The organism is Promicromonospora iranensis, from assembly GCF_028994805.1.
GTDB lineage: Bacteria > Actinomycetota > Actinomycetes > Actinomycetales > Cellulomonadaceae > Promicromonospora > Promicromonospora iranensis.
In genome coordinates this window covers 309655-330863 of sequence record NZ_JAJQQP010000004.1, presented here as the reverse complement: position 1 = coordinate 330863, position 21209 = coordinate 309655, and the positions used below count along the sequence as shown (strand labels likewise).

The window sequence follows — 21209 nt, the reverse complement described above, 5'->3', positions numbered from 1 at the left end:
TCGTCATCGGAGGGGCAGATCGCGTTGCCTACGTTCGCCCGGCGCCGTGCGCCGGCCCTGTGTCGAGGACCGGCGCACGGGATCTCGAAGGTGTCAGCCCACCCGCTGCCAGCTGCAGTTGCTCGTCTCGAACCCCTTGGCGGCGGCCGGGACGGTGATCGTTCGCGAGGCGTCCGTTGAGCCGCTCGCCACGACGTTGCTGCCGTTCAGGTTGCCCGTGAAGGCCGCGAGGAAGGCGTAGCGGCAGGAGCCGGCAGTCGCGACGGCAGGCCCGCTCGTCACGTAGGTACCGCGCTGGAGCTGGTCGCCGAGCACGTAGACGCCGTTGTTGAAGGTGCGCGTCTTCGGCTCCGCCATGCCCGAGTAGTACTTGCTCCACCGGCCGCATTCGAGGGAGAAGAAGTAGTCGTCGGTCGACTGCAGCGTCGTGATCCGTGGCCCCGAGCCGATGCCGGAGCCGAGCGCGTCCCACCCCGAGCCACGCTCCCACGAGCACTCCCTCGAACCTGCCGATACGACGTACGTGCCGGGGGCGATGCCACCTCGGCCCACGTCGTACAGTTCCAGGTCCACCATGGTCGTGACGGGCTTGGCGACGGCAACGGTGGGGGTGCTGGTGCGCGAGGTCGTGGCGTACCCGGGCTTGCGGGCGGTCACGGTCGCCACGATCTTCTTGCCGTGGTCACTCCCCTTGAGCCGGTACGCCTTGCCCGTCGCTCCGGCGATCGGCTTGCCGGAGGCATACCAGCGGTAGGACAGGGAGGCCGAGGGGCTCCAGGTACCCGGGCTCACAGTGAGCCGGGACCCGACTCGCACGGAGCCGCTGAGCTTGGGAAAGGGCTTCTTCACGAACGGCTTGCCGACCTTGTAACCCATCGACTGGAGCGCCTTGGTCGTGAACCCGGCGCGCTGGCCCTTCACGGTGACGGTGAGCACCCGGCCTGCCGCGTAGTTCGACGGCACCCGGAAGCTGGACGAGTTCGCTCCGCGGATGACCCTGCCGTCGATCTTCCAGGTGTAGCTCGTCGTGCTCCGTGCGGGCACCCACTGGGGCGTGGACGCCTTGACGGTCTGGCCGGGGGCGGGGCTGCCCATGATGCGCGGGTACCGGGTGGAGAACGTCCCGTAGCCCACCGTGACGGCGGAGCTGGTGCGGGTCTCGGGCGCATAGCCCGTGCGCTTGCCCGTGATCGTGACCGTGAGCTGCTTGCCGCGGTGCGTGCTGGTGGGCACGAACGTGAAGGCCTTCGCACCGGGGATCGGCGTACCGTTCGCCAGCCACTGGTAGGTGAACCGGGTACCGGAGGTCCAGGTGCCCGACTTCGCGTAGAGCGTGGTGCCGACCCGGGCCGTGGGGCTGATCGTCGGCTTCGCCGCGGTCATGACGCCCACCGCGACGACGTCGGTCTCCGCACTGGTCCGGGCGGTCGGCGTGCGACCGTCGGCCGAGCCGAGAACCGTCACGGAGAGGTACGCACCGGCGTCCTCGCCCTTCGGCGTGTAGGTGGCCTTGGTGGCTCCGGGGATCATCGCCCCGACCTCGTCCTTGCTCGGGCTCCTGCGCCACTGGTACGTGAACGTCGCCGCGGGCGACCAGGCGGGCACCGTGGCGGTGAGCTGCACACCGACCTTGGACTGCGCGCCGGAGACGACCGGCTCGGGGGAGGCGGCGAACGCCTGCGCCTGCGCCAGCTCGTACGCCGCGAGGACGTCGAGCTTGCCCTCGCCCCACACGTTGTTGTCGTCGGTGGTGCCGCCACAGCTCGTGTCGCGCACGTCGGCCGCGGACCCGTCGAGGATCGCCCGGGTGCGCGTCACGTCACCCACGAGCTCGGGCACGGCGTCCCACAACAGCGCGACGGCGCCCGCGACGTGCGGGGCGGCCATGGACGTCCCGGACCACTGCTCGTAGCGTCCGCCGGGCACGGCCGACCGGACGGTCTCGCCGGGAGCCGCGATGTCGGGCTTCACGGTTCCGCTCTGGCCGGGGCCACGGGAGGAGAAGGAAGCGATCGCACCCGATGGTGTGAACGCACCCACCGAGTAGGAGATCTGCCGCGCACCGGGGCTGCCGGACGACTCGCAGCCGAACTCGCCCTCGTTGCCGTTGGCCCAGGCGCTGAAGATGCCTGCCGCCTCCCAGGCGGAGATCACGTCCTCCATGAACGGGTCGGTGGAGAAGGACAGCCCCCACGAGTTGTTCACGACGTGCGGCCGCCGGGCCGGGTCGGGGGCCGTCCCGTCGGTGCGGGTCGGTGCGAGGAACCACTGGCCCGACGCGATCAGCGCCGCGTCGGAGCAGTCGTCGGCGCAGCCGTTCGTCGCGACCCACTGCGCGCCGGGCGCCACGCCGATGTTCATCGCGCCGTCGTCCGTGCCCACCATGGTGCCCATGGTGTGGGTGCCGTGGCCGTCGCCGTCACGAGGCACGCCCGCACCGACCTTCGCCGCGTCGAACCAGTTGTAGTCGCTGCCCGAGGTGGCGCCCCGGTACTGCTTGGCCAGTGCCGGGTGGTTACGGCCCACGCCCGTGTCCAGGCCGGCCACGACGACGCCGTCGCCGGTGAAGCCCCGGTTCCACATGTCGTCGGCGTTGATCGCCCTGATGCCGTAGGTCGACTTCGCGGCCGCGGTCGGCGCCGGCGCCTCCTTCGTCTCCGGCTCCGGCAACGCGTGCCGCGTCGTCGGGCGGACCTCCAGCACCTCGGCGTTCGCCGCGAGCTCCACCGCCTGGTCGAGCGAACCGTCCTCGACCAGGATCGCGTTGGACGCCCAGTAGGACGTGTACTCGGCGCCGGACTCCTCCAGCTCCGCGATCGCGCGCTCCTGCGCGGCGTCCGCCGTCGCAACGAGGGTGTCGTAGACGTACTCACCACGTTCTTCCCAGCTGGTGATCGCCTCCGTCGCGGTCAGGTCCGGCTTGTCGGCGAACCGCAGCCAGAAGTCGGTGGCGCCCCGGGCGCGGAAAGCCTTCGTCGCGGCGGGTGTGATCTTGTCCGCGGGGTCGACCGTGCCGGGACGGGCCTGTGCGGCAGGGCCGCTGCTCCGGCCGTCCGCGGGGTCACCCGGGTCAGGAGCGGCGACCGCGGGGCTGGGAACCGCCAGAAGTGCCAGGACGGTGGCTGACGCCAGAGCCCTGGAACGGCGTCGGATGTGAGGGTGCAAAGGTTCTCCAGGCTGAGGCGCTCGGCGTACCGGAGCGCACCGGACCTGCGCGGGGCAGGAGATTTGCCCTGAACGTACCTTCATAGCGAGGGCGAATGCCCGGAAAATGCGCGAAATTATTATTACCCGGGCCAGGGGTTGGGACGCCGTGGTGCGGTTGCGCTTCCCGGCGTGCGACCTGCCCAGGGACCGGCTCGGTGTGGAGCGGCATTGCTCTTCTGGTTGCGCGTCGGCACGGTCGCCGAGGCCTGAGCCGCGTCCCGGGGAGAAAATGACTCACCCCGGACACCGACCAGCACGATCAGCAGGTATGTCCAAGGCTCGGCTGGTCATCACCGCCGTCACCCGCGCCCACCAACCCGTCGCCCAGGTCGACGTCGCGCGACGCCGACGATGCGGCGCAATCCGCGGCGTACGCGCCCGACCGTGGCGTCGGTGATCGGGCCGGGCAGGCCGGCGCGCTGGTGCTCGTAGGCGATCGCCGCGCAGGCGACGTTGATCGTGCCGATGGACAGTCCCTGCCCGGCGCGCTCGGCCAGATAGGCGCACACGGTCGCGGGATCTGCCGGAAAGGCGTCCAGGCCACGCGCTACGCACCATCGCGTGAACACGCGCCACGCGGAGGCGTACAGGACCAGGGTGGACGGGGCACGCTCGGCGGCGATGGCCGCGACGACACGGGCAGCGTCGGCCGCTGTGATGCCAGGTGGGGAGAACCGCTCGCCTGGATGGGTCGGTACACGTGTCAGGGAGGTAGTGATGACACCGGTGCTACCGGCTCGGCGGCCTGGAGGCGCGCTGTGTGAGAAAAGGTTTGTTTCAGGATGACCGGATGGGGAGTTTGCGCCAGCAGACGATGGTGCATGCGAGGTGCAGGAGGTCAGCGGGGCTCTTCGTAGCAGTGCGGAGGCGTTCTAGCTGGTGGAGGCAGGCGAAGCGGCATTCGACGACCCACCGTATCGCGGTAGCCGGATGGGGCCGGAAGATGGTGGAGTTGCTGCGCCCGAACGAGACGCTACGACGCTGGCAGGCGAGTTGAAGCTACATCCGGAGCAGTCGACGGATGCGTTTGTCTGATCATCCGTTGTCCGGGAATCGGGTCGAGGTGCTGTTGACGCGATCGATGCGGTATCTGGCCGGGGAGTGGCCGGTCAGGCGCTTGAAGGTCCGGATGAACGAGCTTTCCGAGCTGAACCCGAACTGAGTGGCGAGGGAGGCGACGGTGCGGTCGGTGGCGCGCAGCAGTCGGCCCGCCGACTGCACCCGCCAGCGAGCCAGGTAGTCGAGCGGGGACAAACCCACGGCGTTCTTGAAGCGCAGTGCGAAGGCGCTGCGCGACATCCCGGCTTCCGCAGCCAGCTTCGCCACAGTCCAGGGCTGGCCAGGCTGTGCGTGGATCAATGTGAGCGCCGGGCGCAGACGCTCATCGGCGAGCGCGCGCAACCAGCCCAGCGACGCGTCCGGCCGGGAAAGCACCGCGCGCAGCGTCTGTACGAAGAGCACGTGGGTGAGGTGGTCGCGCATCGCCCCGGTGCCCGGTATGTCAAGCGAGGTCTCGTTCGACAGCAGTTCCAGTACCGGCCGCAAAGCCGCCGCCTCGGCCGTGTCCGAACGGATCGCGGCGACTGCAGGAAGGTACTCGAGCAGCAGCGCGGCAGTGGTGTCGTCGAAGGACAGCGCACCACTGATCGCCGAGGTGGACGCCGTCGCGCCGGGTTCGACCTGGTGGTAGACCGTGTCCGGCCAGGCCTCTTCGAAGACCGCCATGCCATCCTCGGCCGGTCGGTCCGGGTCGGAGCCCACGGCGTACGGGGCGCCGCTGGTCAGCAGGTAGCAGTCACCAGTGGAGAGCAGGAGCGGCTCAGCTCCGGTAGCGGTCAGCCACATCTGGCCGCGCAGCACCGCGCCGACCCGAATGTGCCGGTACTCGGAGAAGCTCAGCGCCCAGTCGCCCGCGGTCTCCAGTCGGCACGGCGGTGCCACCTGGACGTCGAGCAGCCCCAGCACCTCGGACAGCGGATCCACGGCAGCCTCCCGGCGGGTTGGACGATTGGGCTACTCAACAGGACTTCGGGTAGTGGTGGCCGGCTCAGAACCGTCGTTAGGTTCGTCACCGACAGTTACACGGAGCACAAGAAGGATGGTAGCCATGAGCATTACCACGGGTGGCCTGCACGTGCGGTCGGACCAGGGCAGCACGGTCTGGTTCAACGGGGATGTCCTGACCGTGAAGCTGACCGGCGCGGACACGAACGGCAGTGTCGGGCTGATCAAGGCGTCGGTGCCGCCGGGTGGCGGACCCGTCGCGCACGTCCACCCGCACGCCGACGAGACGTTCTACGTGATCGACGGTGAGCTGGAGTTTCTCAATGGGGATCGGCTTTTCACCGCAGGCCCGGGCGACACCGTGTTCATCCCGCGCGGCACCAGGCACCGGTTCAAGAACGTCAGCCTGACCCACGCCAGCATGGTGTTCTTCTACACCCCGGGCGGGGGCGAGGGCCTGTTCGTGGACGGCGGAGATCAGCCGCAGCCGGGCGTCGCGGTACTGCCGTGGGGCCCCGAGCGCATCGATGAGCGGCTGTTGTCCCTGCTCGACAAGTACGGCACAGAGGTCCAGCCCGAGCCTTGACCGGGCGCACGGCCCCCGACGTGTCGAGCAGGTCGCGATGGGGCATCCCGTAGGTAGCGGAGGCGTTATCTGCGGGATGCCTCATCGCGACCTGCGCGCACGACCAGCGATGCTGCGGCCGAGCCGTGGGAGGTCGCGTGCTAGCTTCGATCCTTCGTGGGCGAGGTGAGTCGGTGCGTTCAGTACCCGTCCGCGGGGCGGTCAGCGTCGAGCTAAATCCTCCGTCGCGGGGCCGTCGAACAAGCGCACGGCCTACTACCGCACCGAGATCACCCTCGCCGCGATCATCCTCTGGCTCCGCGGTTCACCGGACACAGCCTAGGGCGAGACGAGCGTGAACGTGCTTACCTCGTCGCCCGTGGGGTGCACCGTAAGCGATCAGCCGTTAGAGGGCCGACACCGAGATGCCCCCATTGCGCACGGCCACCTGTTCGGCGCGTTCGAGCGGGGCGATCCCTGTTCTCCATCGCGGCGATGGCGTCGGCCGACAACGGATGGCCGGACACCTCGAGCACGTAGGCCAACTCGCCGCGAGTGAGATCGCGCAGCTGGCGGTAGTGGGTGATGGCATCAGAGACGGCCAATGAAGTTGGGGCGAGCGGCAGCATGAGGGGATCGTAGAGGGACACGAGGGGCGCCCTCGAAAACTTGCGGAAACGCACTGGCAGCATGCCAGTTTGCGGATCTAGCACTGCTGACGCACGGACTGCACTTCCCAGCACCATCCCGCAGTTCTGGGAGCGTGCGTACTTCTGTGTGTACCTTGCTAGGCGAAGCCCGGCATGACGAAGGGCCCCTCACCTGTGTCCTACCAGGTAAGGGGCCCTTCTCTTGTAGCGGGGGCAGGATTTGAACCTGCGACCTCTGGGTTATGAGCCCAGCGAGCTACCGAACTGCTCCACCCCGCGGCGGTAACCCCTACTTTACGCACGCCCGGGGGCTGAGTGCAAACCCGGTCAGGCAGTAGAGACGCAGGTCACAAGCGATCGAACCGATCCGGCCGTGGAACCATCGATCCCATGCCGACGGAGCTGAGCGACACCACCCTGACCACCGACCGGATCGTCCGTCTCACCGACCAGCTTGCCGCACTGCCCCACCTGCGACCGGACCCGCGAACGAACGCCCTCTTCGGCGAGCTGGTGCAGACGGTCCTCGGGGCGCCCGACCGTCACGCCCGCGAGATCCTCGCGCACCCGGACGTCGAGGGACGCAAGAGCGCCATCCGCGATCTCTCGGCCCGCGGCGAGACCGCGCTCGAGCACGCCTGGGCGGAGCACATCGCCACAGCGGCGGACCCGGGTGCCGCACTGGCCGCGTTCCCGTACCTCGACAACTATCACCGGCTCACCGCCCTCGAGGTACGCCTGCTCACCCATGCGGGCGGCACGCCGAGGTCGGTGGCCGTGCTCGGCTGCGGCCCGCTCCCCCTCAGCACCGTGGGGTACGCCGACGCGCTCGCCTGCCCCGCCGTCGGGCTGGACCGGGACCCCGCCGCGGTCGCCCTCGCGCGACGGGTCACGGCCCGGGTCGGGGCGGCGGGGGTCCGGTTCGAGCAGGCCGACGCCGCCGTCGCCGACCTCTCGGCACACGACGCCGTGGTGCTCGCGGCGCTGGTGGGCGAGACACCGTCGGCCAAGGCGACGATCGTGCGGCAGATGGCCGGCTCGATGCGGCCCGGCGCCCTGCTGCTCGCGCGCAGCGCGCGCGGTCTGCGCACCCTCCTGTACCCGCCGGTGGACCTGCGCGCCATGCCCGGGTTCGAGGTGCTGGAGGTGGTCCACCCCACCGACGACGTCGTCAACTCGGTGGTGGTGGCCCGGCGGCTCGGCTGAACGTACGGCTCGGCTGAACGCACAGAGGCTCCCCGGTGCGAACACCGGGGAGCCTCTGTCGTGCGCGCTCAGCGCGCGGTGAGCGGTTAGCCCGCCGAGCCGCTCTGCGCTTCCTCTGCGGCGATCGCGTCCTCGAGCGCCTGCTGCAGGCGGTCCTGCGCCTCGCCGTAGGCAGCCCAGTCGCCCTCACGCTGGGCGGCATCGGAGTCGGCCAGCGCGTCGGCCGCCTCCTGCAGTGCGGCGTCGAGCTCCGGCGTGGCCCCGCCGCCGCCTCCGGTGTCGGGCTCGGTGGTGGCCTCACCACTGGGCTCCGTGGTCGGCTCAGCAGTGGGCTCCGCACCCGGAGTCACCTCGCCGTCCGGCGGAGCGATCGGCGCCTGGTCCTCGGCCGTACCCGCGTCACCGGCCTCGATGCCCGAGTCACCGTCGAACACCTGGTCCAGAGCCTCGTCGAGCGTGTCGGCGAAGCCGATGTTGTCGCCGAAGGCGACCAGCACCTTGCGCAGCAGCGGGAACTGCGTGCCACCGGTCGACTGGATGTAGACCGGCTGCACGTACAGCAGACCGCCACCGACCGGCAGCGTCAGCTGGTTGCCGCGCCGCACCGTGGATGCACCGATCTGCAGGATGTTGAGCTGCTCGGAGATCGTCGGGTTCGAGTCGAAGTTGTTCTGCACCTGACCGGGGCCGGGCACCGTCGTATCGCGTGGCAGCTCCAGCAGGCGTAGCTTGCCGTAGTCCTCGGCCTTCTTGCCCGCCTCGTCACCGGCGTCCGCGTCCGCGGCGAGGAACCCGGTGAGCACCTCGCGGTCCGTGTTACCGCCCGGGATGAACGTCGACGTCAGCGAGAACGACGACTGCTCCTGCCCCGGCATCTGCAGCGTCAGGTAGTACGGCGGCTGCAGTGGTGCGGTGGCCGCGTCCGAGGTGGGGTCGGTCGGGTTGTTCCAGAAGTCCTGGCCCGAGAAGAACTCGGCGGAGTCCGTCACGTGGTACTGGCTGAGCAGGGTCCGCTGGACCTTGAACAGGTCTTCCGGGTAGCGCAGGTGGCTCATCAGGTCGCCGGAGATCTTGTCGAGCGGCTTGATCGACGCCGGGAAGATGTTCGTCCAGGCCTTGAGGATCGGGTCGTCGGAGTCCCAGGCGTACAGGTCGACCGACCCGTCGTAGGCGTCGACGGTGGCCTTCACCGAGTTACGGATGTAGTTGACCTCCTCCGGCAGCTCGATCGGGGCGCCGGACTGGGTGGTCAGCGTGTCCGCGACGGCCTCGTCGAGCGGCGTCGACGTGGAGTACGGGAACGCGTCGGTGGTCGTGTACGCGTCGACGATCCACTTCACGCGACCGTCCACGACGGCCGGGTAGACCTTGTTGTCGAGCGTGAGCCACGGTGCGACCTTGCTGACGCGCGCCTGCGGGTCGCGGTCGTACAGGATCTGGGACTCGCTCGTCACGCGGTCGGAGAACAGGAGCTGCTCCTCGCCGAACTTCAGCGCGTACAGCAGCTTGCTCCCGAACGTGCCGACGCTCGGCCCTGCGTCGCCGGTGAAGGTCGTGTTGACCTGGCCACCGTTCTCCTCGTCGTCGGCCTGGTAGTCGAGCTCCCACGCCTTCGTACCCTCGGGCGCGCCCACGATCGAGTAGGTGTCGGTGCTCGGGCTGAAGTAGATGCGCGGCTCGTAGCCGTCCTCGAGCTCGCTGATGGCGCCCTGCGACGGGATGCCGCCCTCGAAGAAGGCCGGACGTCCGTCAGGCCCCGGCTGCTCACCGAAGGCCGCGACGACGCCGTAGCCGTGCGTGTACACGGTGTGGTCGTTGACCCAGTTGCGCTGGTCCTGGCCCAGGCCGTCGAGGTTGAGCTCACGCACCGCGATCACGGTGTCGCGGGACTCACCGTCGATCTCGTAGCGGTCGACCGACAGGGAGTCGTCGAAGTTGTAGTACTGCTTGTTCTGCTGCAGCTGACGGAACGACGGCGACACGATCTGCGGATCCAGCAGGCGGATCGACGCGGCGGTCTCGGCGTCCGACCGCAGGGCGCCTTCCTGCGCCTCGGTCGTGGCGTCGTACTGTTCCTTCTCCACGTCCTCGATATCGAACGCCGACAAGGTCGCGTCGATGTTGCGCTGGATGTACTCGGCCTCCAGCTCCTGCGCGTTCGGGTTCACCTGGAAACGCTGGACGACGGCGGGGTAGATGCCGCCGATCGCGATGGCGGACACCACCATGAGGCCGACGCCGATGGCCGGCAGGCGCCAGTCGCCGCGGAACGCGGTGACGATGAACAGTGCGGCGACGAAGACCGCGACCACCGTGAGGATGCCCTTGGCGGGGATCACGGCGTGCACGTCGGCGTACGAGGCGCCGTCGAACCGGTCGTTCGTGTTCGTCAGGAGCGAGTACCGGTCGAGCCAGTAGTTCGCGGCGATCAGGAGCAGACCGACAGCGCCGATGACGGCCAGGTGGACACGCGCGGCGGCCGTGGTACGCGGACCGCCCGCAGCGGCGGGGCCGACCCGCAGGCCACCGTACAGATAGTGCGTGACCAGCCCGGCGATGCCTGCGATCACCACCACCGAGATGAGGAACCCGACGGTGAACCGCATCGCGGGCAGCAGGAAGACGAAGAACCCGAGGTCCATGCCGAACTCGGGGTCGCTCTGGCCGAACGACTCGCTGTTGAACGCCAGCAGCACGGTGCGCCACTGTGCGGAGGCCGCGACACCGGCGAAGAAGCCGACGAGGACCGGCGCGGCGATCATGACGACCCGGCGCAGCGGCTCGACGGCCTCGCGGTACTGGTCGAGCGTCGCCTGCTCAGGTGTGCTCGGCGCGTAGATGGGGCGGGACCGGTAGGCCGCGGTGAACGACCAGAACACGGTTCCGGCCATGATCACGAACCCGGCGGTGAACAGGGCGGCGCGCATACCCCACTCGGTCCAGATCACCCGGGAGAACCCGAGCTGCCCGAACCACATCACCTCGGTCCAGAACTGGGCGAGGAGAAGCAGGGCCGCGATCACGGCGGCGACCGCGATGATCGCCACCCCCAGCGGACTGCGGCGTCGGGCTCGGGGGGCGCCGCCGGAAGGGCGGCGAGGTGCTGCGGCGAAGGACACGACTGCGTTACCTCACGTCATCAAATGGTTGGGCCGTACCCAGATGGAACGGCCGGGCTCTGCTCAAGGTTCCCAGCACAAGGTTCCCACATCCTCCAGATGTACAACACACGGTCAACATCTGGATCGGCAGGTCAGGAACATGTCGGGAGATCGCTGCCCTCACCCCGCCCGATCTGCTCGACGGCGTCGCGGGCCTCGGCCAGGGTCGCCACCCGCACGACCTCCAGCCCGTCCGGCACGTTCCCGACGACCTGCGGGCAGTTGTCCGCCGGAGCGAGGAACCACTCGGCGCCGTCCCGGACGGCCCCGTACAGCTTCTGCTCGATGCCGCCGATGGGACCCACCGTGCCCTCGGGGCTCATCGTCCCGGTGCCGGCGATGATCTGACCGTTCGCCTCGTCCTCGGACGTGAGCTTGTCGATGATCCCGAGCGCGAACATGGTCCCCGCGCTGGGCCCGCCGATGTTCTCGATCTCGATGGAGACGTCCACCGGGAAGTCGTAGCGCGGGTCGATGAAGACACCGAGCACCGCCCGCTCGCCGTTGCCCGACGTGGTGATGTCGACGTCCGTCGTGCGCTTGCCCCGCTGCACACCGAGCGTCACGTCGTCGCCGGGGTTCGTCTCGGCCAGGCCGTCGATCAGGTCCGCGTAGGTGCCGACGGGCTCACCCTGGAACTCGACGATGACGTCGCCCTCGTCGAGCTTGCCCTCGGCCCCGGATCCCGGCTCCGTGCCCGCCACGTCCAGGACGGCCGGGACGTCGTAGCCGAGCTCGGTCAGCGCGGCCGCCGTGGCCGACTCCTGCGACGAGACCATCTCGGCCTGGCTGACCTCCTGCTGCTGCTCCTTGGTGGTCGCCTCGGGGAAGATCGCTTCCACGGGGAGCACCGACCGCTGCGGGTCGAGCCAGCCCTGGATCACCTGCCCGGACAGCATCGGGTACCCGGGGCCACCCAGCACCGAGACCGTCGTCAGGCGCAGCTCGCCCGTCGACTCGTACGTCCGGGCGCCCTCGATCTGGATCAGGTTCCGCTGGAGCGTGTCCTCGGTCGGCCCGGGCGAGCGCATCGCGTACGGCGTCGGCACCACCAGTGCCAGTGCGGAGAGAACGGCTGTGGCCAGCAGAGACACGCCCAGCGTCACGGTGCGGCGCGTGATGGGGGCGACCACGACCGGCGAGTCGTCGAAGGGTGACGGCTCGGGCTGCGGGGCGTGCTGGCGGTCGCGCATATCGGTCACCGGCCCATCATTCCTCACTTGGCTGGGGTTTCCGTGAAAGCTGCCCGACGGCGACGCGGGCACCCGGTCACGCCACGCCAACCACTACGCCGTCGTGCAAAGATTTTCCACTTGAACGGTGTGTTATACCCCACGTCACGCCGATAACACGCTACGGTCGTGCCGTGGCCCACGACGCCCTGACGTCCGTGGAGGTGCGCCGGAGCCGCCGTCGCACCGCCACGGTGAGCGCATATCGCGACGGTGGACGAACCATCGTCGCCATTCCTGCGCGCTTCTCTCGGGCTCAGGAACGAGAGTGGGTGGCGAAGATGGTCGCGCGGCTCGAGGACAAGGAGCGGCGCCGCCGCCCGTCCGACCAGGAGCTCATGGACCGCGCCGGCGAGCTCTCCGTCAAGTACCTCGACGGCCGGGCCAAGCCCTCCAGCGTGCGCTGGTCGGCGAACCAGGGCCGGCGCTGGGGGTCGTGCACGCTGCTCGACGGCTCCATCCGCATCTCGACCCGGGTCCAGGGCATGCCGTCCTGGGTGCTCGACTACGTGCTGCTGCACGAGCTGGCGCATCTCCTGCACGCGGGCCACGGCCCGGAGTTCTGGCGGATCCTCGAGGTCTACCCCAAGACCGACCGGGCGCGCGGTTTCCTCGAGGGCGCGTCGTTCGCGCAGGACGACCCTGGCCAGATCACCTCCGACGACGGTGACGACGACGACTGACGCCGCCGACCGGCGCTGAGTCCGAGAACTACTTCGGCTCCTCGGACGGGCCGTCCTTGCCCGAACCGTCCTCGGTCGGGGCGTCCTCGGCGGGGCCGTCCTGGACCGTGCTGTCCCCGGCCGGGGCCTCCTCGGTCAGCGTGTCCTCGCCGAAGATCTCCTTGAGCGCCGCGTCGACGTCGGCGTGCTCGTTCTCCGCCGCCTCGCGGCGCACCAGGTAGCCCGACGGGTCGTCGAGGTCCCGGGTACCCGGCAGCAGGTCGGGGTGGTCCCACACGGCGTCGCGGCCCTCGGGCCCCTGGGCGCGGGCCACGATCGAGAACAGGGTCGCCGCGTCGCGCGAACGGCGAGGTCGCAGCTCCAGCCCGACCAGCGTCGAGAACGTCTGCTCGGCCGGCCCGCCGGCGGCCCGCCGACGTCGGATCATCTCGCGCAGCGGGATGGCGTGCGGCAGGTGCGGCAGGGCGGCGATGGCACTGACCTCGTCGACCCAGCCCTCCACCAGGGCGAGGGTGGTCTCCAGGTTCAGCAGCACCGACTTCTGCTCGTCCGTGTTCTGCAGCCCGAACACCCCGCCGGACAGGGCGCTGCGCAGCGCGTCGGAGTCGGCGAGGTCGATGTCGCGGACCTGGGACTCGAGCACGTCGAGGTCGATGGTGATGCCGCGCGCGTAGCGCTCCACGATCGACAGCAGGTGCGATCGGAGCCAGGGGACGTGGGTGAACAGGCGCGCGTGCGCGGCCTCGCGGACCGCGAGGAACTGCCGGACCTCCTCGAGCGGGGCATCCAGCCCCTCCGCGAACGCGGAGACGTTGGTGGGCAGCAGCACGGTGTCGGAGCTGTCGAGCAGCGGCAGGCCGACGTCGGTGGCGCCGAACACCTCCTGCGACAGCGTGCCGGCGGCCTGGCCGACCTGCATGCCGAACACCGCGGAGCCGAGCCGACGCATCATCTGAGCCGGGTCGAGCGCGCCGCCGAGCCCGTGCAGGACGCCCGCAGGCATCCCGGGGATCGCCTCGCCGTCGTCGATGCCCTCCGGGAGCTGGTCGCGCAGCACCGTCGCCAGCGCCTCCGAGACGGAAGAGGCGACGGGCGCCGCCAGCTCGTTCCACACCGGGAGCGTGGCCTCGACCCACTCCGACCGGTTCCAGGCGCGCCTGGTCCCCCCGGCGGGCGGGAGGTCGGTGGCCGCGTCGAGCCAGAGCTCGGCCACGGCCAGCGCGTCGGTGGCCTCCTTGGCCTGCTTCCCGGTCAGCGACGGGTCACCCTTGCTCACGGCGACCTGCCGCGCGACGTCGTGCGCGACGTCGGCGTTGACCGGTCCGGTGCCCTCGGCCGAGAGCATCTTCTGCACCTGGGCGAGCGCGTACTGCATCATCACCGGGTCGGGCGGTCCACCGAGGGTGGTCGGGTCGATGCCTCGCTCGCGCATCTCGGCCATCACTTCGTCTGCGCCGTCGCCGAGCATGGAGCGCAGCATGTCCTCCCACGACTGGGGGGTATCGCCGGGCTGGTGCTGGTCGCTCATAGAGTCACCGTAACCGGGTCCGCAAGATCTGCGCCGTCCATTTGGCTCTGGGCGCACACGGGAACTTCCCGTTGCCGCGATGCTTTGGATATACCTCTGGAACTGTGGACGAGGGCCGGAGACGCGCGCCGTCGTCGGGCATCGTTGTCCGCATGAAACCTCCTCCCCTGCTCCGGCTGCGGCCCGGCACACCGGTGCTCAGTCGCGGCGGTGGCCAGGTGCAGTGCGGTTCCGACCCGCGCTGGTCGTTCGTGCTGTCGGGGCTCACCCCGGGCGAGGAGACATGGCTCGAGGAGATCGCCGAGCGGCGGCACGTGACGGTCGAGCAGTCGGCGGCGCGCTGCGGTGTTCCCGCGGAGCGGCGCGACGAGATCATGACCGCCCTGTTCCGGGCCGGGGTGCTCGTCCCCGTGCCGGGGACGGTCGGTGTGGTCACGGCGCAGGCCGACGGCGCGGCCGACGCGACGGTGCTCGGCATGCTGCGGCCCGACGGCGCAGGGCTCGCCACCCTGGCCGACCGCGCACGGCGGGTGGTCGGCATCGTCGGTCTCGGGCGGCTGGGCACGGCGGTCGCGCTGCATCTGGCCACCGCGGGCGTCGGCGGGCTGCTCCTGCACGACCCGCTGCCGGTGCAGGTCACCGACGTCGGGCTGGGCGGCCTGCGGGCGGTCGACGTCGGCCAGGCGCGCGACGACGCCGTCCGGTCCCTGCTGGCAGAACGCTCCCCGCGCGTGACGGTGCGGGTGGACAGCAGCCGGGCGGGCGGGGCGGGGCTCGACCCGACGGACCTGGACGTCGTCGTGGTCACCGAGCCGCATGCCGCGCACCCGGCGCGGTACCGGCGCTTGCTCGGCCTCGGTGTGCCGCACCTGCCGGTGGTGGTGCGGGAGGCGGACGTCGTGGTGGGGCCGTTCGTCCGGCCCGGCCGGTCGGCGTGCGTGACGTGTGTCGACCTGGCCCACGCCGACGCCGACCGGGAGTGGCCGGCGCTGGCCACGCAGCTGCGCAAGGTGGCGGAGCCGACGCACGAGGCGACGCTCGCCGCCGTCGCAGCGGCGACGGCCGCGGGCCAGGTGCTCGCCCAGCTGGACGGACACCGGCCCGCGGCGGTCGGTGCGTGCCTGGAGATCTCTCTCCCGGCGGGGCTCCCCCGCGCCCGGCCGGCGGAGCCGCACCCGCGCTGCGGGTGCGTGGTCCTGCCGGCCTGACGTCTCACCGTCGAGTGCGTGATCCTCGATCGGCCACTGGTCGTTGGCCGACAGGAGTCACGCACTCGACGGTGCGCTGCGGGTCAGGCAGCGGCGACGTTCTCCGACTTGCGCGGCCGGCCACGGCCACGCTTCCGAGCGACGACGGCGCCGTCGACGAAGACCTCGCCGCCCCAGACGCCCCAGGGCTCGTTGCGCTCGAGGGCGCCGGCGAGGCAGCCCTGCATCAGGGGGCAGGTGCGGCACAGAGCCTTGGCCTGCTCCACCTGGGTGCTGTGCTCGGCGAACCACAGCTCCGGGTCGTTGGTACGGCACGGCAGCAGCGTGTCCATCAGCCGGTTGAACTCCGCCGAGTCCGAACCGGTCCCGCTCGTGGCGGGGTGTTGAGGTGGGTCCCAGGGGCCCGAGCCGCCCTGGGGAAGAGTGTCGAGGAGCGCAGTGAGGCGCACGGTTGTCTCCTGTGTCCTGTATGGATGAACGTCGTCGGTGAACGTCTGGGGGAACAGGACCCCGGGCTAGATCCCTGCCGGCCGGCCCTGGCGGGGCCGGGTCTCCGGGCAAGAATGAAGGCCGCGGGTCCTAGATGGACTCCGCGGCCTGGGTGACTCGGTCGTTAGACCGGCGAGTCTCCTGGAGATGCGGAGTCGGGTGCGAGAGCGGACGGCGTGCTGCCTCCGCGGTGAGTGCGCACGCGGAAAGACAGAGCTGCGCCGGTTGCCGGGACGTGCTTGTTGCCGAGCACGTACGCGCACACCTGCAGATCTGCCTGCGAAATCTGGTTCATCTCCAAGACACCCACCTCCTCACTCGAATCCGGGCCAGACCTTAAGGTCTCGCCCACTGCCGTCAGGGACATGTGAACACTATGCCGGGCCGCCGGGGCGAGCCAACTCTTTTTCCAAACTTTCTTGGGAAGTTTTTCGCCGGCCCTCGGACGGGCCGGCGGGCAGCCGTCCCGGGTGTCCGGAGCCCTCCGGAACTTCCTCGTCGAACCACCTGACAGACCGCTCAGGAGCGCGGTGCGCTCGACACGATCGCAAGGATCGTGGCGCCGTACCTGTCGATCTTCGCGGGGCCGATCCCGTCCACGCGAGCGAGTTCGGATATGGCCGAAGGTCGGATCTCCGCGATGGCCGCCAGCGTCGCGTCCGTCAGCACCGTGTAGGCAGGCTTGTCCGTCTCCCTTGCCACCTCGAGGCGCCAGTCGCGCAGGGCGTCGAAGAGCGCGACGTCGTGCTCACCCGTCAGGTGAGCCCGCGCCTGCCCCTTCGGCACGCTGCGGCTCCTGGGTGAGCGCGGGTCGTCGGGCCACAGCCCGTCGAGGAACCTGGTGCGCTTGCGGGTGGCGCGCCCGCCCGGGTTCCGCGCGCGCCCGTACGAGAGCTCCAGGTGCTCGCGGGCGCGGGTGATCCCGACGTACAGCAGCCGGCGCTCCTCGTGGACCGCGTCGTCGGTCTCCGCCAGCGAGATGGGCATGAGCCCCTCGCTCATGCCGGCGAGGAAGACGGCGTCCCACTCCAGACCCTTCGCCGCGTGCAGCGAGGCGAGCGTGACACCCTCGACCGTCGGCGCGTGCTGTGCGGCGGCGCGCTCGTCGAGCTCGGCGACGAGCAAGCCGACGGTCGCGGGGCTCTCCGGGGTCGCGGCGGCCGCCATGTCGTCGGCGAGCGAGACGAGGGCGTGCATGGCGTCCCACCGCTCCCGCGCGGCGCCGCGTGCCGCGGGCGGCTGGTCGGCCCACCCCGCGGCGGCGAGGATGTCGCGCACCTGGTCCGGCATGGGCAGCGCCGGGTCGGCCGAGCGGGCGGCACCGCGCAGCAGCAGCAGCGCGTCGCGCACCTCCTTGCGCTGGAAGAACCGCTGGCCGCCGCGCACGAGGTAGCCCACCCCGGCGTCGGCGAACGCGGCCTCGAAGGCCTCGGACTGCGAGTTCGTGCGGTACAGCACCGCGATCTCGCTCGGCCGCACACCCGACTGGATCAGCCGGGCCGCTCGGGTGGCGACGCCCTTCGCCTCGGCCTCGTCGTCGTCGTACGCCACGAAGGTGACCGGCGGGCCGGGCTTCCGCTGCGCGACGAGCTCGAGCGCCTGCTGCGCTCCGCCCCCGCGCCCCGCACGCTTGAGCACCTCGTTGGCGAGGTTCACGACCTGCGGCGTGGAGCGGTAGTCCCGCACGAGGCGGATCTCCTGCGCGTCCGGGTAGGTACGCCGGAACTCCAGGAGGTGGCGCGGCGACGCGCCGGTGAAGGAGTAGATGGTCTGCGACGGGTCGCCCACCACGCACAGCTCCTTGCGACCGCCGAGCCACTGGTCCAGCAGGAACTGCTGGAGCGGCGAGACGTCCTGGTACTCGTCCACGACGAAGCGCCGGTACTGCGAGCGCACCTCGTCCGCCACGATCTTGTGGCTGTTCAGCATGTCGCCGAGCATGAGGAGCACGTCCTCGAAGTCGATGACCTCGCGTTCCGTCTTCACGTCCTCGTAGGCGGTGATGAGGCGCGACACCGTCTGGGGGTCGTAGCCCGACGGCGACTCGCGGCCGGTCACGTCGAGCGCCTTCTCGTAGTCGTCCGCCGCGATGAGCGAGACCTTTGCCCACTCCACCTCGCTGCTCAGGTCGCGGACGGCCACGCGGTCCACGCTCAGGCCGAGCCGGCGTGCCGCCTCCGCGATGACCGGCGCCTTGTGCTCCTGCAGCCGGGGCGGGGCGCCGCCCACGACGCGGGGCCAGAAGTAGCCGAGCTGGCGCAGCGCCGCGGAGTGGAACGTGCGGGCCTGCACCCCCTGGACACCGAGCTCACGCAGACGGGTGCGCATCTCTCCCGCCGCGCGGGCCGTGAACGTCACGGCCAGCACGCTGGTCGGCTGGTACACGCCGATGCGGACCCCGTACGCGATGCGGTGGGTGATGGCGCGCGTCTTGCCCGTGCCCGCACCCGCGAGCACCATGACCGGGCCGGTGAGCGCGAGGGCCACCTCACGCTGCTCGGGGTCGAGGGCGTTCAGGATCGCGTCGGGGCTCATCGGTCCAGGATGATTCGAACCGGCGGCGGAGTTGGTCTGGGTGAGCATCGTCTGCGATTCTCGCAGCACCCACTGACAAGGAGTACTGATGTCCGAGACGACCACGCCGGCCACGCCGCCCCTCCCTGCGGACGGCACGGTCCTCATGTACTCGACCGTCTGGTGCGGGTACTGCCGCCGGCTGCGGACACAGCTCGACTCGGAGGACATCGGCTACACGGTCATCGACATCGAGCAGCACCCGGAGGCCGCGGCCTACGTCGAGCAGGTCAACGGCGGCAACCAGACGGTTCCTACCGTGGTCTACCCCGACGGCTCGGCGGCGACCAACCCGAGCCTGGCAGACGTTCGCCGGGCCCTGGCGAACTGACCGGCCCCGGGCCGCGCCCGGGCAGAGGTGGTCGGCTCAGTCCGGGAGGCGGGCGCCGTACCAGTCCTCGATCAGGGAGCGGGCGATCGAGGCCCGCCCCGGCAGGCCCAGGTGGCCGTCGGCGACCGCCGCGGCCATCTCCTCGCGGGTGAACCAGTCGGCCTCCGCGATCTCGTCCTCCTGACGCACCAGGCGCGTGCTGGTCGCGCGGGCACGGAAGCCGAGCATGAGCGACGCCGGCAGCGGCCAGGTCTGGCTGCCGCGGTACTCGATCGAGCCGGGGTCGACGACGACGGCGACCTCCTCCATCGTCTCGCGCACCACCGCCTGCTCGAGCCCCTCGCCCGGCTCCACGAAGCCGGCCAGGACCGACCGGCGACCCGGACCCCACTGCGGGCCACGGGCCAGGAGCAGGCGGTCGTCGACATCGGTGATCGCCATGATCACCGCCGGGTCGGTCCGGGGGAACTGGTTCGTGTCGTCGGTCGGGCAGTGCCGCACCCAGCCACCCTGCGTCACCTCGGTCCGTGTGCCGCACCGCGGGCAATGCATGTTGACGGCGTGCCACTGGGCCAGGGCGATGGCCTCGACCACGAGGCCCTGCTCCAGGTCCGGCTCGTCGAAGTTGCGCAGCCCCACCCACCCGACGTCGAGGTCGGGCTCCGCCTCGGGGTCGGCCAGGACGGCGGCGAGGTACGCGACGTCGTCGGCCTCGCCGAGGAAGAGGTGGATGCCGACGGCGAGGTGCGCGACGTCGTCGGGCGCGAAGAGCGCGACGCGCTCCCCGGCCATCGCCGCCCGGTTCCCGCGGACCACGAGCACCCGGGTGCCACCCTCCTTCAAGAGGTCGCCGACGAGGCCGGGCTCGGCGCGACGGTGTGCGGCGCGGTAGTGGGCGGCACGGGCGAACGGGAGGTCGAGATCTGGCACAGAACTGACCCTAGCCGCCAGCCTTCGCACCGGGGTCCCGGCCGTGTCGACGACATCCCAGCGCGGCGGAACTCCACCTTGTCTAGCAAGACTTGTATTGCAAGTCTTGCTACGCAAGGTTAGAGTTCCGGCCATGACCGAAGAGCGCATCGCAACGAACCTCCGCAAGGGAGTGCTCGAGTACTGCGTGCTCGCGCTGCTCTCCCACGGCGAGAAGTACGGCCTCGAGCTGGCCGACGACCTCACCACGCGAGGGCTCATCGCGAGCGAGGGCAGCCTGTACCCGCTGCTGGCCCGCATGCGCGAGAACGGGCTCGTCGAGCCCCGGTGGGACGCGTCCGGCACCGGCCGCCCCCGCCGCTACTACGCCATCACCGACGTCGGCACCGATCAGCTCAAGGCCTTCGCCCAGGTCTGGACGTCGCTCGGTGCGCAGGTCAACGCTCTGCTGGAGGGATCACGATGACTCAGAGGACAGCGATGAACGCGAACACCGAGGACTCCTACCTGCGCGTCGTCGGCAAGCGTCTGCGGGCACTCACGCCCGAGCAGCGCGATGCGGTGCTCGACGACGTGCGGGCCCACTTCGCGGAGGCGGCCGACGCCGGCCGGTCTCCCGAGCAGGCCGCCGAGAGCCTCGGCGACCCCGCGACCTTCACCCAACGGGTACGGGCCGAGCTGGGCCACGAGCCCGGCCGGACCGAACACATGTGGCGCATCCTGCAGTGGTTCGCGACCGGCGTCGCGGTCTTCACCGCGCTGTTCGTGACGTACCTGTTGCCTGACACCCGCGGCGACGAGTTCGACGAGCCGGGCTTCGAGATCGTGCTGCTCCACCTCGTTCCCGCACTGATCGCGGTGCTGCCGATCCTCCTGCCCGCGCGGGTTCGCAGGATCACCACCACGGTGGCGGCGATCGTGCTGACGGTGGTGAGCTTCACCATCTTCGAGGGCCTGTACGACCTCTCCTTCTTCCTCCCCACCGCGATGCTTGCGTGGGCCGCGCTCATCGTGCCGATCATCGCCCGCAACGGCCGCCCCGCGGCCGGCTGGCGCATCACCGCCGGTGCGCTCACGGCTCTGCCTGCATCATTGGGTCTGCTCGGCGGGCTCCTCGGCAGCTGGGAGGTGACGGTCGAGACCGTGCTCTACACCGTCGCGTTCCTCCTGTTCGGCATCCTGATCGCTCTCGGCAAGCCGTGGGCCGGCATCGTCCTGGCCGCGGCCGGCGTGGCGCTGCTGGTCGAGTCCACGCTCAATCCGGGGATGCTCGTGCTCGCCGGGTGGTGGGCGGGCGGGCTGCTCCTCACCGTCGGTGTGAGCCACGCCCTCGCGCACGCCCGGCCACGCGAACTCGCGCAGGAATAGCACGACCAGGTCCCACCACGAGGGCCCGGTCGAGAGAAGACGCGTGACGTCGTCGGTGCAGCCCTTTCGGCGG

The 21209-nt window shown here is 70.5% G+C and carries 16 protein-coding genes and 1 tRNA gene; 7 read left to right on the top strand and 10 right to left on the bottom strand.

The genetic code is table 11. The features are described from left to right. Positions 1 to 93: 93 nt before the first annotated feature. The 3 genes from LUM46_RS08575 to LUM46_RS08565 all read right to left on the bottom strand — a co-directional run bounded on the left by LUM46_RS08575 (position 94) and on the right by LUM46_RS08565 (position 5190). Positions 94 to 3165 carry a S8 family serine peptidase gene (locus LUM46_RS08575; RefSeq protein ID WP_274993373.1) on the bottom strand — a complete coding sequence of 1024 codons (3072 nt, stop codon included), beginning with the start codon at positions 3163 to 3165 and terminating at the stop codon, positions 94 to 96. A 341-nt stretch (positions 3166 to 3506) separates the two neighbouring features. Next, the gene (locus LUM46_RS08570; RefSeq protein WP_274993372.1) at positions 3507 to 3716 is read right to left on the bottom strand and encodes a hypothetical protein; all 210 of its coding nucleotides are present in this window, start codon (positions 3714 to 3716) and stop codon (positions 3507 to 3509) included. A 526-nt stretch (positions 3717 to 4242) separates the two neighbouring features. Continuing rightward, positions 4243 to 5190 carry an AraC family transcriptional regulator gene (locus tag LUM46_RS08565; RefSeq protein ID WP_274993371.1) on the bottom strand — a complete coding sequence of 316 codons (948 nt, stop codon included), beginning with the start codon at positions 5188 to 5190 and terminating at the stop codon, positions 4243 to 4245. A 124-nt stretch (positions 5191 to 5314) separates the two neighbouring features. Between LUM46_RS08565 and LUM46_RS08560 the strand changes: the two genes are divergently transcribed. Next, on the top strand, positions 5315 to 5797 hold the full coding sequence (locus LUM46_RS08560) for a cupin domain-containing protein (protein WP_274993370.1): 483 nt from the start codon (positions 5315 to 5317) through the stop codon (positions 5795 to 5797). Positions 5798 to 6631: 834 nt separating this feature from the next. On the opposite strand, the gene LUM46_RS08555 is transcribed toward LUM46_RS08560, so the two are convergent. Continuing rightward, a tRNA-Met gene (locus LUM46_RS08555) sits at positions 6632 to 6705 on the bottom strand. Between the two features lie 111 nt (positions 6706 to 6816). Between LUM46_RS08555 and LUM46_RS08550 the strand changes: the two genes are divergently transcribed. Beyond that, positions 6817 to 7632 (top strand): nicotianamine synthase family protein, encoded by an 816-nt coding sequence (locus LUM46_RS08550; RefSeq protein WP_274993369.1) that lies wholly within the window; start codon positions 6817 to 6819, stop codon positions 7630 to 7632. A gap of 86 nt (positions 7633 to 7718) precedes the next feature. Here LUM46_RS08550 and LUM46_RS08545 read toward each other — a convergent pair whose 3' ends face one another. Both LUM46_RS08545 and LUM46_RS08540 read right to left on the bottom strand, forming a co-directional pair. Continuing rightward, positions 7719 to 10751 (bottom strand): UPF0182 family membrane protein, encoded by a 3033-nt coding sequence (locus tag LUM46_RS08545; RefSeq protein ID WP_274993368.1) that lies wholly within the window; start codon positions 10749 to 10751, stop codon positions 7719 to 7721. 134 nt (positions 10752 to 10885) lie between these two features. Then, positions 10886 to 11986 (bottom strand): YlbL family protein, encoded by a 1101-nt coding sequence (locus LUM46_RS08540; protein WP_274993512.1) that lies wholly within the window; start codon positions 11984 to 11986, stop codon positions 10886 to 10888. A gap of 173 nt (positions 11987 to 12159) precedes the next feature. Here LUM46_RS08540 and LUM46_RS08535 point away from each other — a divergent pair, with 173 nt between their 5' ends. Continuing rightward, positions 12160 to 12708 carry a SprT-like domain-containing protein gene (locus LUM46_RS08535; protein ID WP_274993367.1) on the top strand — a complete coding sequence of 183 codons (549 nt, stop codon included), beginning with the start codon at positions 12160 to 12162 and terminating at the stop codon, positions 12706 to 12708. A gap of 28 nt (positions 12709 to 12736) precedes the next feature. Here the strand turns inward: LUM46_RS08535 and LUM46_RS08530 are convergent, their stop codons facing one another. Continuing rightward, complete coding sequence (locus LUM46_RS08530; RefSeq protein ID WP_274993366.1) at positions 12737 to 14236, bottom strand: zinc-dependent metalloprotease; 1500 nt, start codon at positions 14234 to 14236, stop codon at positions 12737 to 12739. 152 nt (positions 14237 to 14388) lie between these two features. Between LUM46_RS08530 and LUM46_RS08525 the strand changes: the two genes are divergently transcribed. Continuing rightward, positions 14389 to 15444: a ThiF family adenylyltransferase gene (locus tag LUM46_RS08525; RefSeq protein WP_274993365.1), complete on the top strand. Its 1056-nt coding sequence runs from the start codon at positions 14389 to 14391 to the stop codon at positions 15442 to 15444. Positions 15445 to 15527: 83 nt separating this feature from the next. On the opposite strand, the gene LUM46_RS08520 is transcribed toward LUM46_RS08525, so the two are convergent. Then, positions 15528 to 15893, bottom strand: coding sequence for a WhiB family transcriptional regulator (locus LUM46_RS08520; RefSeq protein WP_274993364.1), 366 nt, complete (start codon positions 15891 to 15893; stop codon positions 15528 to 15530). Positions 15894 to 16452: 559 nt separating this feature from the next. Next, positions 16453 to 18468 (bottom strand): ATP-dependent helicase, encoded by a 2016-nt coding sequence (locus tag LUM46_RS08515; protein ID WP_274993363.1) that lies wholly within the window; start codon positions 18466 to 18468, stop codon positions 16453 to 16455. A gap of 88 nt (positions 18469 to 18556) precedes the next feature. Here LUM46_RS08515 and LUM46_RS08510 point away from each other — a divergent pair, with 88 nt between their 5' ends. Next, positions 18557 to 18838 (top strand): mycoredoxin, encoded by a 282-nt coding sequence (locus tag LUM46_RS08510; RefSeq protein ID WP_274993362.1) that lies wholly within the window; start codon positions 18557 to 18559, stop codon positions 18836 to 18838. Between the two features lie 36 nt (positions 18839 to 18874). Here LUM46_RS08510 and nudC read toward each other — a convergent pair whose 3' ends face one another. Then, entirely contained in the window at positions 18875 to 19768 is an 894-nt protein-coding gene (gene nudC / locus LUM46_RS08505) for an NAD(+) diphosphatase (RefSeq protein WP_274993361.1), read from the bottom strand. A 133-nt stretch (positions 19769 to 19901) separates the two neighbouring features. Here nudC and LUM46_RS08500 point away from each other — a divergent pair, with 133 nt between their 5' ends. Together LUM46_RS08500 and LUM46_RS08495 are read left to right on the top strand one after the other, a co-directional pair. Beyond that, the gene (locus tag LUM46_RS08500) at positions 19902 to 20234 is read left to right on the top strand and encodes a PadR family transcriptional regulator (protein WP_274993360.1); all 333 of its coding nucleotides are present in this window, start codon (positions 19902 to 19904) and stop codon (positions 20232 to 20234) included. Continuing rightward, a complete protein-coding gene (locus LUM46_RS08495; RefSeq protein ID WP_274993359.1) occupies positions 20231 to 21136 on the top strand; it encodes a DUF1700 domain-containing protein in 906 nt (301 codons plus the stop codon). Before LUM46_RS08500 ends, LUM46_RS08495 begins: the two co-directional genes overlap by 4 nt. Positions 21137 to 21209 lie beyond the last annotated feature (73 nt).